The sequence below is a fragment of the Pseudomonas sp. PDM24 genome, from assembly GCF_019218905.1.
Lineage (GTDB): Bacteria > Pseudomonadota > Gammaproteobacteria > Pseudomonadales > Pseudomonadaceae > Aquipseudomonas.
This window is the reverse complement of sequence record NZ_JAHUWR010000013.1, coordinates 16437-30413: the sequence shown is the minus strand read 5'-3', so window position 1 is coordinate 30413 and position 13977 is coordinate 16437. Positions and strand designations below refer to the sequence as shown.

Annotated in this window: 11 protein-coding genes and 2 tRNA genes; 12 read left to right on the top strand and 1 reads right to left on the bottom strand. The window is 58.5% G+C overall.

The annotated features are described in order from the left end of the window. Nucleotides 1-82: 82 nt before the first annotated feature. From KW837_RS28315 to KW837_RS28275, 9 genes are all read left to right on the top strand, one after another. Nucleotides 83-1807 (top strand): tetratricopeptide repeat protein, encoded by a 1725-nt coding sequence (locus tag KW837_RS28315; RefSeq protein WP_192345465.1) that lies wholly within the window; start codon nucleotides 83-85, stop codon nucleotides 1805-1807. Nucleotides 1808-1811: 4 nt separating this feature from the next. Next, nucleotides 1812-2429, top strand: a complete 618-nt coding sequence (gene lolB, locus KW837_RS28310; RefSeq protein WP_008074188.1) for a lipoprotein insertase outer membrane protein LolB — start codon at nucleotides 1812-1814, stop codon at nucleotides 2427-2429. Between the two features lie 2 nt (nucleotides 2430-2431). Beyond that, nucleotides 2432-3283, top strand: coding sequence for a 4-(cytidine 5'-diphospho)-2-C-methyl-D-erythritol kinase (gene ispE, locus KW837_RS28305; protein ID WP_123501319.1), 852 nt, complete (start codon nucleotides 2432-2434; stop codon nucleotides 3281-3283). Nucleotides 3284-3320: 37 nt separating this feature from the next. Beyond that, nucleotides 3321-3395: transfer RNA gene (locus KW837_RS28300), tRNA-Gln, on the top strand. A gap of 46 nt (nucleotides 3396-3441) precedes the next feature. Then, nucleotides 3442-4383: a ribose-phosphate pyrophosphokinase gene (locus KW837_RS28295; protein ID WP_003171603.1), complete on the top strand. Its 942-nt coding sequence runs from the start codon at nucleotides 3442-3444 to the stop codon at nucleotides 4381-4383. Between the two features lie 142 nt (nucleotides 4384-4525). Continuing rightward, the gene (locus KW837_RS28290) at nucleotides 4526-5125 is read left to right on the top strand and encodes a 50S ribosomal protein L25/general stress protein Ctc (RefSeq protein ID WP_123501321.1); all 600 of its coding nucleotides are present in this window, start codon (nucleotides 4526-4528) and stop codon (nucleotides 5123-5125) included. Between the two features lie 168 nt (nucleotides 5126-5293). Further along, nucleotides 5294-5878, top strand: coding sequence for an aminoacyl-tRNA hydrolase (gene pth / locus KW837_RS28285; protein WP_007905795.1), 585 nt, complete (start codon nucleotides 5294-5296; stop codon nucleotides 5876-5878). A 22-nt stretch (nucleotides 5879-5900) separates the two neighbouring features. Beyond that, entirely contained in the window at nucleotides 5901-7001 is a 1101-nt protein-coding gene (ychF, locus tag KW837_RS28280; protein WP_218399341.1) for a redox-regulated ATPase YchF, read from the top strand. A 161-nt stretch (nucleotides 7002-7162) separates the two neighbouring features. Continuing rightward, a complete protein-coding gene (locus tag KW837_RS28275; RefSeq protein WP_218399340.1) occupies nucleotides 7163-8176 on the top strand; it encodes a 1-aminocyclopropane-1-carboxylate deaminase in 1014 nt (337 codons plus the stop codon). A 15-nt stretch (nucleotides 8177-8191) separates the two neighbouring features. On the opposite strand, the gene KW837_RS28270 is transcribed toward KW837_RS28275, so the two are convergent. Then, nucleotides 8192-9409, bottom strand: a complete 1218-nt coding sequence (locus tag KW837_RS28270) for an MFS transporter (protein ID WP_218399339.1) — start codon at nucleotides 9407-9409, stop codon at nucleotides 8192-8194. A 323-nt stretch (nucleotides 9410-9732) separates the two neighbouring features. Here KW837_RS28270 and KW837_RS28265 point away from each other — a divergent pair, with 323 nt between their 5' ends. The 3 genes from KW837_RS28265 to ggt all read left to right on the top strand — a co-directional run bounded on the left by KW837_RS28265 (nucleotide 9733) and on the right by ggt (nucleotide 13977). Next, nucleotides 9733-11790: a methyl-accepting chemotaxis protein gene (locus KW837_RS28265; protein WP_218399338.1), complete on the top strand. Its 2058-nt coding sequence runs from the start codon at nucleotides 9733-9735 to the stop codon at nucleotides 11788-11790. A 116-nt stretch (nucleotides 11791-11906) separates the two neighbouring features. Then, nucleotides 11907-11983: transfer RNA gene (locus tag KW837_RS28260), tRNA-Met, on the top strand. Between the two features lie 149 nt (nucleotides 11984-12132). Further along, entirely contained in the window at nucleotides 12133-13977 is a 1845-nt protein-coding gene (gene ggt, locus KW837_RS28255; RefSeq protein WP_218399337.1) for a gamma-glutamyltransferase, read from the top strand.

Below are 13977 nucleotides of genomic sequence, written 5' to 3'. Positions count from 1 at the left end.
GGGTAAATTGGCCGGGCGGTTATGTTTGGCTCAAGGCTTGTGTCATGATGATCCGACCGCAGGTTAGTCGTCCTTTTCCTATATGAATAGATCTTCCGCGTTGCTCCTCGCTTTAGTCTTCCTCAGCGGCTGCCAGGCCTTGGCGCCCGTTTCATCGGACGGTACGCCGCCGGTCGAAGACAGCACTCCGGCCCCTGAAAAGCCCAAGGTTTACAGCTCGTTCAGCGAAGAAACCATCTTCAGCTTGTTGAGCGCCGAACTGGCTGGCCAGCGCAATCGTTACGACATTGCCCTGGACAACTACGTGACCCAGGCCATCAATACCCAGGATCCGGGCATCTCCGAGCGGGCATTTCGCATTGCCGAGTATCTGGGTGCCGATCAGGCTGCCCTCGACACCGCACTGGTCTGGGCAAGGAACGCCCCGGACGATCTCGAAGCGCAACGGGCGGCTGCCGTGCAACTCGCCCGCGCCGGTCGTTACGACGACTCCATGGTCTATATGGAGAAAGTCCTGCAAGGCAAGGGCGACACGCATTTCGATTTTCTCGCCCTGTCCGCAGCCGATACCGACCAGGAAACGCGCAACGGTCTGATGAAAGGTTTTGACCGCTTGCTGCAGCGCCATCCGCACAACAACCAGCTGATTTTTGGCAAGGCCTTGTTGCTGCAACAGGACGGCGATGCCAAGGGCGCCCTGACCCTGCTCGAAGACAATCCGCCGGACGAAGGCGAAATAGCGCCTATCTTGCTGCGCGCGCGCCTGCTGCAAGGGCTCAACCGTGGCGATGAAGCCTTGCCGCTGCTGCAAAAAAGCATCAAGAAGTACCCGGACGACAAACGCCTGCGCCTGACTTACGCGCGCATGCTGGTTGAACAGGACCGCATGGACGACGCCAAGGTCGAGTTCTCGAGCCTGGTGCAGCAATACCCCGAAGACGACGAATTGCGTTATTCCCTGGCACTGGTCTGCCTGGAAGCCAAAGCCTGGGACGAAGCCAAAGGCTACCTGGAAGATTTGATCGCCCGGGAAAGCCATGTCGACTCGGCACACTTGAACCTGGGGCGCATTGCCGAAGAGCGTAACGACCCGCAGGGCGCATTGATTGAATACGCCCAGGTCGGGCCGGGCAACGATTACCTGCCGGCGCAATTGCGTCTTGCCGATATTCTGATGAACAACGGCAAGACCGCCGAAGCTCAAAGCCGTCTGGCAGCGGAGCGCGGCGAGCAACCTGATTACGCGATCCAGTTGTATCTGATCGAAGCCGAAACCTTGTCCGCCAACAAACAGGGCGACAAGGCCTGGAAAGTCTTGCAGCAAGCCCTGCAGCAATACCCGGACGATCTGAATCTGCTGTATACCCGGGCCATGCTGGCAGAAAAACGCAATGACCTGGCGCAGATGGAAAAAGATCTGCGACTGATCATCAAGCGCGATCCGAACAACGCGATGGCGTTGAACGCCCTCGGCTACACCCTGTCCGACCGCACCACACGCTACGCCGAAGCCAAGGCCTTGATCGAACAGGCGCACCAGATCACCCCTGAAGACCCGGCCGTCCTGGACAGCCTCGGATGGGTCAATTTCCGCCTGGGCAACCTCGATGAAGCCGAGCGCTATTTGCGCCAGGCGCTGGAGCGTTTCCCCGATCAGGAAGTTGCCGCGCACCTGGGCGAAGTCCTGTGGGCCAACGGCAAACAACGCGAAGCCAAGCAAATCTGGAGCAAGTTCCTCAAGGAACAACCCGACAGCCCTACCCTGCGTGGCACCATCAAACGCCTGACCGGATCAGAGACTCTTTAAAATTATGTTTTTGCGCCACCTCATTATTTTCAGCTTCATCGCCCTGCTCGCCGGTTGCGCGGGCTTCGTTGCCCGCGAATCGGTCCAGGGTCAAGGCAACAAGGCCCAATGGCGCGAGCACAAACAGCAACTGACCGGCCTCGATGGCTGGCAGATCAACGGCAAAATCGGCATCCGCGCGCCAAAAGATTCGGGCAGCGGCACGTTGTTCTGGCTGCAACGCCAGGATTACTACGACATCCGCCTTTCCGGTCCGCTGGGTCGGGGCGCGGCCCGTTTGACCGGTCGTCCGGGCAAAGTCTCGCTGGAAGTGGCCAATCAGGGCCGCTATGACGCGCCGACCCCGGAAGCCCTGGTTGAAGAACAACTGGGCTGGAAATTGCCGGTATCCCATCTGGCATGGTGGGTTCGCGGGCTCCCGGCCCCGGACAGCAAAAGTCGCCTGACCCTCGACGTCGACAGCCGTCTGGCCAATCTCGAACAGGATGGCTGGCAGGTCGAGTACCTCAGTTATGCCGAGCAAAACGGCTACTGGCTGCCCGAGCGGATCAAACTGCATGGCACCGACCTTGATGTCACGCTGGTGATCAAGGAATGGCAACCACGCAAACTGGGGCAGTGAACATGACTGCGCCACGCCTGACATTGCCCTCGCCCGCCAAGCTCAACTTGATGCTGCACATCCTCGGTCGTCGCGAAGACGGTTACCACGAGTTGCAGACGATTTTTCAGTTCCTCGATTACGGCGATGAAATCACCTTCGCCGTTCGCGACGATGGCGTGATTCGGTTGCACACCGAATTCGCCGACGTCCCTCACGACAGCAACCTGATCGTCAAAGCCGCAAAAAAACTTCAGGCGCAATCCGGATGTTCGCTGGGCGTCGACATCTGGATCGAAAAAATCCTGCCCATGGGCGGTGGAATCGGTGGCGGCAGTTCGAATGCGGCAACCACGTTGCTGGGCCTCAATCATCTTTGGCAACTGGGTTGGGATGAGGATCGACTGGCCGCGCTGGGCCTTACGCTTGGCGCCGACGTCCCGGTTTTCGTGCGTGGCCACGCGGCTTTCGCCGAGGGCGTGGGGGAAAAACTCACCCCTGTAGAGCCCGAAGAACCGTGGTATCTCGTACTGGTGCCGCAAGTATCTGTAAGTACAGCAGAAATTTTTTCAGATCCACTGTTGACACGTAACACTCCTCCCATTAAAGTGCGCCCCGTTCCCAAGGGAAACAGTCGAAATGACTGCTTGCCGGTGGTAGCAAGGCGTTATCCAGATGTACGTAACGCGTTGAATTTGTTAGGTAAATTTACCGAAGCAAAACTCACCGGAACTGGAAGTTGTGTGTTTGGGGGCTTCCCAAGCAAAGCTGAAGCTGATAAAGTCTCGGCCCTTCTGACAGAGACCCTTACAGGGTTTGTAGCAAAAGGAAGCAACGTTTCGATGTTGCATCGCAAGCTGCAAAGTCTGCTCTAACAGGAATCGGGTACTGGGTACTCGTTGCAACAGATACAGGGGCGTCGCCAAGCGGTAAGGCAGCAGGTTTTGATCCTGCCATGCGTTGGTTCGAATCCAGCCGCCCCTGCCATTTTTCTATACTCATCCAGGTTACCCTCAGCCTTCAGGTACTGCGCGTGTCCAAGATGATGGTCTTTACGGGGAACGCTAACCCCGATCTGGCTCGGCGTGTTGTACGTCAGCTGCATATCCCTCTCGGTGACATCTCTGTCGGTAAGTTCTCCGACGGCGAAATTACTGCCGAGATCAATGAAAACGTTCGCGGTAAAGACGTTTTCATTATTCAGCCGACTTGCGCTCCGACCAACGATAACCTGATGGAACTGGTAGTGATGGCTGATGCCTTCCGCCGCTCCTCGGCTACTCGTATCACTGCTGTTATTCCTTACTTTGGTTATGCCCGTCAGGATCGCCGTCCGCGTTCCGCACGTGTGGCTATCAGCGCGAAAGTTGTTGCTGACATGCTTACCGTAGTCGGCATCGACCGTGTTCTCACGGTTGATTTGCATGCTGACCAGATTCAGGGCTTCTTCGATATTCCGGTAGATAACATCTACGGCTCCCCGGTACTGGTGGATGACATTGAAGATCAGCGCTTCGAAAACCTGATGATCGTGTCCCCGGACATTGGTGGCGTCGTGCGTGCACGGGCTGTTGCCAAATCCCTGGGCGTGGATCTCGGGATCATCGACAAACGCCGTGAGAAAGCCAATCACTCTGAAGTGATGCATATCATCGGTGATGTCGAAGGGCGTACCTGTATTCTGGTCGATGACATGGTCGATACCGCCGGCACTCTGTGCCACGCGGCCAAAGCCTTGAAAGAGCATGGCGCTGCCAAGGTTTTCGCCTACTGCACGCACCCTGTGCTGTCGGGTCGAGCGATCGAAAACATTGAAAATTCCGTGCTGGACGAGCTGGTGGTAACAAATACCATCCCGCTGTCCGCTGCAGCACAAGCCTGTGCACGTATCCGTCAACTGGATATCGCGCCGGTAGTTGCAGAGGCGGTCCGCCGCATCAGCAATGAAGAATCGATCAGCGCGATGTTCCGTTAAGGGCCCTGCCCTTTTCATTACATCTCGTTGACGAAAAGCGCCCCGCCCCGGCATTCCTGTCGGGGCGGGGCTTTTTTGCCCATATCGCCTTTAGCGCTGGTCGCAAACGCTGGGGCGAATGTGGTTATTTTGGAGATACAACATGAACGATTTTACTCTGAATGCTGAAGTGCGTTCCGACCTGGGGAAAGGTGCGAGCCGCCGCCTGCGTCGTCTCGCAAGCCTGGTTCCAGCTGTAGTTTACGGTGGCGAAAAAGCCCCTGAATCCATCAGCATGCTGGCTAAAGAAGTTGCCAAACTGCTCGAAAACGAAGCGGCTTACAGCCACATCATCGAGCTGAACGTTGGTGGCACCAAGCAAAACGTAATCATCAAAGCCCTGCAGCGTCACCCGGCCAAAGGCCACGTGATGCACGCCGACTTCGTACGCGTTGTAGCTGGCCAGAAACTGACCGCTATCGTGCCTGTACACTTCGTTGGCGAAGCTGCTCCGATCAAGAAAGGCGGCGAAATTTCGCACGTTGTTTCTGAAATCGAAGTTTCGTGCCTGCCGAAAGACCTGCCTGAATTCATCGAAGTTGACCTGGCTGATGCCGAAGTCGGCGCGATCATTCACCTGTCTGACCTCAAAGCCCCTAAAGGCGTTGAGTTTGTTGCTCTGGCTCACGGTAACGACCTGGCTGTTGCCAACGTTCACGCTCCACGTGTTGCTCCAGAAGCTACTGAAGGCGCAGCAGAGTAATTTCACTCTGTTCGCCGGAGTGACCGGAACATCGCGGACTAGAGCGTAGCGAGAAAGCGGGCGAGAACGCGGAGTTTACATAATGGTAAATGAGCACTTGTCGTCCACTTTCGCCGCACCCCCTGATCGCGGCGATGTTGTCCATCACTTCAAGGAAGGGCCCCTATCGTGACTGCCATCAAACTGATCGTTGGCCTGGGAAATCCAGGCGCTGAATACGAACAGACCCGGCATAACGCAGGGGCCCTTTTTGTTGAGCGCATCGCGCACGCGCAGGGTGTCAACCTTGTGGCCGATCGCAAATATTTCGGCCTGACCGGGCGCTATTCGCATCAGGGTCAGGATGTTCGTCTGCTGATTCCCACCACCTACATGAACCGCAGCGGCCAGGCCGTCGCGGCACTTGCCGGCTTCTTCCGCATCAAGCCTGAAGAAATCCTGGTGGCGCATGACGAACTCGATCTGCCTCCGGGCGTTGCCAAGCTCAAACAGGGCGGCGGCCATGGCGGTCACAACGGGTTGCGCGACATCATCGCGCAACTGGGCAATCAGAATACCTTTCACCGCTTGCGGCTTGGCATTGGCCACCCGGGCGTTGCCAGTATGGTTTCAAATTTCGTCCTGGGTCGTGCGCCACGCGCCGAACAGGAAAAACTCGATGCCAGCATCGACTTTGCCCTCGGCGTGCTGCCGGATATCCTCGCCGGCGAATGGAACCGCGCGATGAAAAACCTGCACAGCCAGAAGGCCTGACTCACTCCTCGGGGAAAACACCATGGGATTCAATTGCGGCATCGTCGGCCTGCCTAACGTCGGCAAGTCCACCCTATTCAACGCCCTGACCAAATCCGGGATCGCGGCCGAGAACTTCCCCTTCTGCACCATCGAGCCGAACACCGGTATCGTGCCGATGCCGGATCCGCGTCTGGAAGCCCTGGCGGTCATCGTCAATCCCAAGCGCATCCTGCCGACTACCATGGAATTCGTCGACATCGCCGGCCTGGTTGCCGGTGCCTCGAAAGGTGAAGGCCTGGGCAACAAATTCCTCGCCAACATCCGCGAGACCGATGCTATCGCTCACGTGGTCCGCTGCTTCGAAGACGAGAATGTGATTCACGTCTCCAACAGCGTCGACCCGAAACGCGACATCGAGATCATCGACCTGGAACTGATCTTCGCCGACCTCGACAGTTGCGAGAAGCAACTGCAGAAAGTCGCCCGTAACGCCAAAGGTGGTGACAAGGACGCCGTAGTCCAGAAAGGCCTGCTGGAGCAATTGATCGCTCACTTCACCCTCGGCAAGCCAGCGCGCACGCTGATGAAGAGCATGGGCGCCGACGACAAAGCGGTGATTCGTGGCTTCCATCTGCTGACCACCAAGCCGGTCATGTATATCGCCAACGTTGCTGAAGACGGTTTCGAGAACAACCCGCTGCTGGACATCGTTAAAGCCATCGCCGAAGAAGAAGGCGCCATGGTGGTTCCGGTCTGCAACAAGATCGAAGCCGAAATCGCCGAACTGGAAGACGGTGAAGAGAAAGACATGTTCCTCGAAGCCCTGGGTCTCGAAGAGCCTGGCCTGAACCGCGTAATCCGCGCTGGCTACGAAATGCTGCACCTGCAGACCTACTTCACCGCCGGTGTCGAAGAAGTCCGCGCCTGGACCGTCCGCGTCGGCGCCACCGCACCACAAGCCGCCGGCGTGATCCACACCGACTTCGAAAAAGGCTTCATCCGCGCCGAAGTCATCGCTTACGACGACTTCATTCAGTACAAGGGCGAAGCCGGCGCCAAAGAAGCTGGTAAATGGCGCCTGGAAGGCAAGGACTACATCGTTAAAGACGGCGACGTGATGCACTTCCGTTTTAACGTGTAACAGGAACCGTGGATTTACACGGACCTCGATAGGCTGAAAATCCCCGTAATCACTCGCTGATACGGGGATTTTGCTTTTTGGGATCGCGGTGCCTAACGCGCAACTCCCTCACAGGTGCTCTGCTAGACTAAAAACGGCTCATCCCTGATCTGGAAACCGTCATGTTGGAGAAATTTGAACGCTATCCACTCATGTTTGGCCCAACACCGATCGAGAAACTGAATCGTCTATCGGCCTGTCTCGGTGGCAATATCGAACTCTATGCCAAACGTGAGGACTGCAACTCTGGACTTGCGTTTGGCGGCAACAAGATCCGAAAGCTGGAATACATCATTCCCGATGCAATCGCTTCGCAGGCAGACACGTTAGTGTCCATCGGTGGCGTCCAGTCGAACCACACGCGCCAGGTCGCAGCTGTCGCGGCCAAACTCGGTATGAAGTGCCGTCTCGTTCAAGAAAGCTGGGTTCCATTCCCGGATGCGGTCTACGACCGGGTTGGGAATATTCTGATGAGCCGCGTGCTGGGAGCGGAGATTGAATTCGTCGACGAAGGTTTCGATATCGGTATCCGCGAGAGCTGGGAGCGGGCGCTGGAGGACGTCAAGGCCAAAGGAGGCAAACCCTATGCTATTCCCGCCGGTGCATCCATGCACAAATATGGAGGTCTGGGCTATGTCGGCTTCGCCGAAGAAGTACGCGAGCAAGAAGCCAGGATGGGGATCAAATTTGATTACATCATCGTCTGCACGGTGACTGGCTCCACCCATGCGGGCATGCTGGTGGGGTTCGCCAAGGATGGTCGTGCTCGCAATGTGATTGGTATTGACGCCTCTGCCACGCCTGAGCAAACCAGGGCACAAGTATTGGCAATCGCTCAGCATACGGCGCAGCTTATTGGGCTTGGCCAGGAAATCACCGCTGACGATGTTGTCCTTAAAGAAGACTACGCCTATCCGGCCTACGGCATTCCATCAGAAGAAACCAACGCAGCCATCCGTTTGTGCGCTCGCATGGAAGGCATGATGACGGACCCGGTCTACGAGGGAAAATCCATGCAAGGCCTCACTGATCTCGTCCGCCAGGGGTTTTTCCCGACGGGGTCGAAGGTACTTTATGCACATCTTGGCGGGGTACCAGCGATTAACGCGTATAGCTATATCTATCGAAACGGCTGACTTTGCCGGTCCGCCTCAGACTTTTCGGGTTCTTGGCAAGAAGATCGCCAACACCCCCAGCAGCGGCAAGAACGAGCACAGGAAGTACACGTATTCAATGCCGTGAATATCCGCCAGATGCCCAAGCAATGCCGCGCCAATCCCGCCGAAACCGAACATCAGTCCGAAGAACACGCCGGCAATCATTCCGACGTTCCCTGGCACCAGCTCCTGGGCATACACCACAATGGCCGAGAACGCCGAGGCGAGGATGAAACCGATCACCACGCTGAGGATGCTGGTCCAGAACAGGTCCACATGGGGCAGCAGCAGCGTGAACGGTGCGACGCCAAGGATCGAGAACCAGATTACCGCCTTGCGCCCGATCTTGTCGCCGATCGGCCCGCCGAAGAAGGTCCCAGCCGCTACTGCACCGAGAAACAGGAACAGATGCAGCTGCGAGCTGGCCACCGACAGGTCGAATTTTTCAATCAGGTAGAACGTGAAGTAACTGGTCAGGCTGGCCATGTAGAAGTACTTGGAAAACACCAGCAGCCCGAGCACTACCAGTGCGCTGATCACCCGTCGTTTCGACAGGCCGTGAGTCGCTGCCTGACCTTGTTTGAGCTTGAACAGATTCAGATGGTTGGCGTACCAGCGACTGATCCGATACAGCACGAACAGCGCAAACAGCGCGAACAATCCGAACCAGGCCACATGACCCTGACCGTAGGGAATGATGATCGCCGCCGCCAGCAACGGCCCGAAGGCCGAGCCCGCATTGCCGCCGACCTGAAACGTCGACTGCGCCAAGCCGAAACGCCCACCCGAAGCCAATCGCGCCACCCGAGAAGCTTCCGGGTGAAAGGTCGATGAACCGACACCGATCAACCCCGCCGCCAGCAGAATCATCGGAAAACTTCCGACCACCGACATCATCAGAATGCCGATCAATGTGCACACGGTACCGGCCGGCAACAGCCAGGGCTTGGGATGACGATCAGTGTAGTAACCGACCCATGGTTGCAAGAGCGACGCCGTCAGTTGAAAAGTCAGGGTGATCAGGCCGATCTGGGTGAAGGTCAGGCCATAGCTGGCCTTGAGCATCGGATAGATCGACGGCAATACCGCCTGAATCAGGTCGTTGATCAAATGCGCCAGCGCCACCGCGCCGATGATGCGCATGACCAGCGGACTGCTTTGTGAAGTGGCGGGCGCCGACGTCGCGGCGGACTGAACGTTGCTGATGGCCATGAGAGTTTCCGTACTGCGGATGGGGTGCGCACAGGCAGGTCGGTCAATGTGCCATTTTTTAGTGCGGTTGCGCCATCCCCTTAGCCTGCTAACGACCTTAATAAAAGGTGATAGCGCAACGCCATGGTCTGAATCTTGCCTTGCTTATCCGCTTCAACGCGGCCCCTTACAAAGGGGACCGAGAATGGGAAGTTTCGCTACAGAGTCGGCCTACAGAGCGGACCAAGGGTGAACTTTCGAGGCCTTTTAGAAGGGCACAAGTCGCGGTCGCAATGACCTCGACGCACGCCAATGGTGCGTGGTGTCCAGAGGAGTCATGGGGCATGCAGGCTTTTTTATCACCGGGGATCGGGCTGCTGGGGCGATTCGGTTTCGCGCGTAAATTTCAGCTGCTGTTTCTGCTGTTTATCCTGCCACTTGCAGGCAGCCTGTGGATGATCGGTCAGGACTATCGTGACAAGTTGAGCCTGATCTCTGGCGAACGCGCCGGGGTTCGGCAATTGCTCGCCCTCGATGCGCTCGACAACCTGCTCGCCGCCCAGCGTGACCGCGCCGCTCGTTGGCGCGCCACCGAAACCAATCGCCAACCGACACCCGCAACCATTGCGGCGATGGCAGCGTTCGACGCGGTTCAGCCGGCCGTCGCCCAAGCCATTACGGACCTAGGCAATACCCTGAAAACCGAGGGCGCCGAGGGTCAAACCCTCACCCGCTACCAGGCTCTGCAAACCGCCCTCACCGGCCTGGACTCGAAAAGCCTGAGCAACGTCGGTTGGTGGCCAGACGGTTACGATCGCTTCACCCATGCCTTGAGTGCTCTGCAAGCCTTGCGCGAACAAATTGCCATGGACACTCGCCTGACCCTCGCACCTTGGCTGGAAACCTGGCTGCTGACGCAGATTTCCACTCAACACGCACCGGACCTGATCGAACGGGTCGGTCGCCTCGCCGCGGTCGGTCAGGCCTCAGTGGTATCCGGGCAGTTCACCCTGCAAAGCCGCCTGCAACTGCGGGACTTGCGCAGTCGCATCGGCGATGCCCGGGAACAGCTGGTGAAAACCGCCAGCCTGCTGGAGGCGCGCCTGCCCAATGCCTTGCAGATCTGGGCCGGGCAATACCACGACAGCCTCAAACACCTGGACGCCGGTTTGAAAGTGCTGGACGAGGGCGTCTTCGGCGGCAGCATCAACCTCAAGCCGGAAGACTTTGAACGCAGCCTCGACGCCCTCCTCGGCGACCTCGCCTCGTTGCGTCAGCAATCGTTGGTTTCTCTGGATCAACGGCTGGATTATTACCACGGCTCGGCCATCCGCCAGTTCATTCTGGTGGCGATAATTTTTGGCTGCCTGCTGCTGGCCGCGCTGTACCTGTTTATCTGTCTGCAGGCTTCAATCCGTCGCAGCGCCAGTGGCATCACGCTCCTGGCCGAAGCACTGCGTGACGGCAACCTGAGCTTGCAAGTACCGGTGCAGGGCCGCGACGAACTGGCGGCGATCAGCACCGCCTTGAATGTCGCCGTGGTGCAACTGCGCAACAGTCTGCTGGGGGTCGATCACGAAACCCTGCAACTGAGCAACGCGGTGCGCACCCTGAACCATCACTCGAGTGGCGCCCTTGGGGAAGTCGAAGCTCAGCAACTGCAGATCAGCCAGATCGCCGCTGCAGCCACGCAATTGGCCGCGACCTCTCAAGGGGTCGCCCAGAGTTGCGAACAGGCCTCAGGCAGCGCTCAGCACACCCAGCGCATCGCCGCCGACAGCAGCCGTGACAGCCAACGCACGACAGCGAGTATTCAGCAGCTCAATCAGCGTTTGAACGACACCGCAGCGGCATTGGGTCGGGTCAGCGAACAAGGACAGCAAATTCAATTGGTGGTCGATACCATTCGCGGCGTCGCCGAGCAGACCAACCTGCTGGCCCTCAACGCCGCCATCGAGGCCGCACGGGCCGGTGAGCAAGGTCGTGGTTTTGCCGTAGTGGCCGATGAAGTGCGCAGCCTGTCGCAACGCACCCAATCCTCCACCGCACAAATCGCCGGTACCGTCGACAGCTTGCGCAGCACAGTCAATGAAGCGGTAAGCCTGATGGAAGCCGCCTGCGGCCAGGCACAATCGGATGCGCAAGCCGTCACCGGTCTCGGCGAGCGCCTGGGGGAAATCGCCAGCGCGGTGCAGAGCGTCACCGACACCCTGGCGCAGATCGCCACCGCTGTCGAAGAGCAAGCGAGCACCGCCGATGAAGTCAGCGGCAACATCCAGCAAGTCGATCAGGCGGCGGTACGCTTGCTTGACGGCGCACGGGCGGTGAACCTTGCGGCAGACACCTTGAGCCAGGGCAGTAAGGCCTTGAGTGCCAATACCGGCAGATTTCAGCTCAGTTGACGCCCTCCGCCAGCCCGATTTTTCGGGCCTGCGGGATAAGCGGTTGAAAGTGTAGAGAAATATTTTAAATTTACGCTTGACGCATCTTCGTTCCAGGTGAATAATGCGCGCCACTTGGCTACATAGCTCAGTTGGTTAGAGCATAGCATTCATAATGCTGGGGTCCGGGGTTCAAGTCCCTGTGTAGCCACCAAGTACTAAAAACGGCTTACCGAAAGGTAGGCCGTTTTTTTATGCCTCGAGAAAAGTGGCATTGTTTCAGGACAGCGGACCTGATTTGCGTCGCGTCCCCCAGGCCGATAAAGTCCCCGGACATTTTATCCCATGGACGGAGTGCCCCGCGTGTTCTCAGCCTTCCACTTGAGTCGCTATCGCCTGTCAGCTTTTTCGCTGATCGCCACCGCTTTAACCCTCGCCGCGTGTAATACCCTGCCCTCTTCGCCGTCAGTCTCGACCCTGCCGGTCGCACCAGAAATCGCCTCCGGCTATCGCACCGAGCTGCAGACCCGGCATGCCTCGAAACACATGGCCGCAGCCGCCAACCCGCTGGCAGCCGAAGCCGGGCGGGAGATGCTGCGTCAGGGCGGTTCGGCGATTGATGCGGCCATTGCCATGCAAGCGGTGTTGACGCTGGTCGAACCGCAATCGTCGGGCATCGGCGGTGGCGCGTTGATTGTGCTGTGGGATGGCAAGGCTGTACGTACCTATGACGGGCGCGAAACCGCTCCGGCCGGCGCCACCGAGAAACTGTTCCTGCAAGCCGACGGCAAACCGATGCCGTTCACCCAGGCACAGATCGGCGGGCGCTCGGTGGGGACGCCGGGTGTATTGCGGGCGCTGGAGCTGGCCCATCAAAAGCACGGTCGTCTGCCGTGGGCGAAGTTGTTCGAGCCCGCCATCGAACTGGCGGAACAAGGCTTCGCCATTTCGCCACGCCTGCATCAACTGATCGCGGCAGACGCGTTCATACACCGTTCACCAGACATGGCCGCCTACTTTCTGAATGCCGATGGCAGCCCGAAAGCCATCGGTACACAGCTGAAAAACCCGGCACTGGCCGCAGTGTTCAAGCGCATCGCCAAGGAAGGTCCCGATGCCCTGTATAAAGGGCCAATTGCAAAAGAGATCATCGCCAAGGTTCAGGGCCACGCCAACCCCGGCAGCCTGTCGCTGAGCGACCTCCAAGGCTACAAGGCCAAGGAACGCGCGCCGTTATGCACCGACTACAAACGCTGGCAGGTTTGCGGCATGCCGCCACCGTCGTCGGGCGGGATCGCCGTGGCGCAAATTCTTGGCACCTTGCAGGCATTGGAATCCCGCGGCCCGCGTTTTGCCCTGGCACCACTCAAACCGCTCAAGACCAGCAAACCGGCAGGCATCGAACCCGCCCCAGAAGCGGTGCACCTGATCGCCGAAGCCGAGCGCCTGGCTTACGCCGACCGAGCGCAGTACGTCGCCGACACCGACTTCGTACCTGTGCCGGTAAAAGGTCTGATCGACCCGACTTATCTGACCAGCCGCGCCTCCTTGATTGGCGATCGCAGCATGGGGCAGGCCAAACCCGGTACCCCGCCGGGCATTCGGGTTGCCTATGCGCCGGACCGCTCGCCACTGCGCATCTCCACCTCGCAAGTGGTAGCAGTCGATGACGAAGGCGGCGCCGTGTCCATGACCACCACCGTGGAGGCAGCATTTGGCTCGCACCTGATGGTCCAGGGGTTCCTGCTCAACAACCAGATGACCGACTTCTCGTTCATTCCCGAAGAAAACGGGCAAAAAGTCGCCAACCGGGTCGAACCGGGTAAACGCCCGCGCTCGTCCATGGCACCCACGCTGATCTTCGACCGTCAGAACGGCGAGTTCCTGGCTACCGTCGGCTCCCCCGGCGGCTCGCAGATCATCGAATACGTAGTCAAATCCACCATCGGCCTGCTCGACTGGAACCTCGACCCGCAAGCGGCCATCAGCCTGCCCAATTTCGGCAGCCGTAACGGCCCGACCGAACTGGAACAGGGTCAGTTCAGCACAGAGCTGATTCAGGCACTGAAGGACAAAGGGCACAACGTGAACGAGATCGACATGACCAGCGGGACTCAGGCGATTGTTCAGGTCAAGGATGCACAGGGCAAAGCCGCGTTGGCCGGCGGGGCCGATCCGCGACGTGAGGGAGAAGCGTTGGGGGATTGA

Excerpts from the sequence above, each read along its gene's own strand:
- KW837_RS28315 (WP_192345465.1), top strand. The coding sequence starts at position 83 with ATGAATAGATCTTCCGCGTTGCTCCTCGCTTTAGTCTTCCTCAGCGGC.
- lolB (WP_008074188.1), top strand. The coding sequence starts at position 1,812 with ATGTTTTTGCGCCACCTCATTATTTTCAGCTTCATCGCCCTGCTCGCC.
- ispE (WP_123501319.1), top strand. The coding sequence starts at position 2,432 with ATGACTGCGCCACGCCTGACATTGCCCTCGCCCGCCAAGCTCAACTTG.
- KW837_RS28290 (WP_123501321.1), top strand. The coding sequence starts at position 4,526 with ATGAACGATTTTACTCTGAATGCTGAAGTGCGTTCCGACCTGGGGAAA.
- ychF (WP_218399341.1), top strand. The coding sequence starts at position 5,901 with ATGGGATTCAATTGCGGCATCGTCGGCCTGCCTAACGTCGGCAAGTCC.
- KW837_RS28275 (WP_218399340.1), top strand. The coding sequence starts at position 7,163 with ATGTTGGAGAAATTTGAACGCTATCCACTCATGTTTGGCCCAACACCG.
- KW837_RS28270 (WP_218399339.1), bottom strand. The coding sequence starts at position 9,409 with ATGGCCATCAGCAACGTTCAGTCCGCCGCGACGTCGGCGCCCGCCACT.
- KW837_RS28265 (WP_218399338.1), top strand. The coding sequence starts at position 9,733 with ATGCAGGCTTTTTTATCACCGGGGATCGGGCTGCTGGGGCGATTCGGT.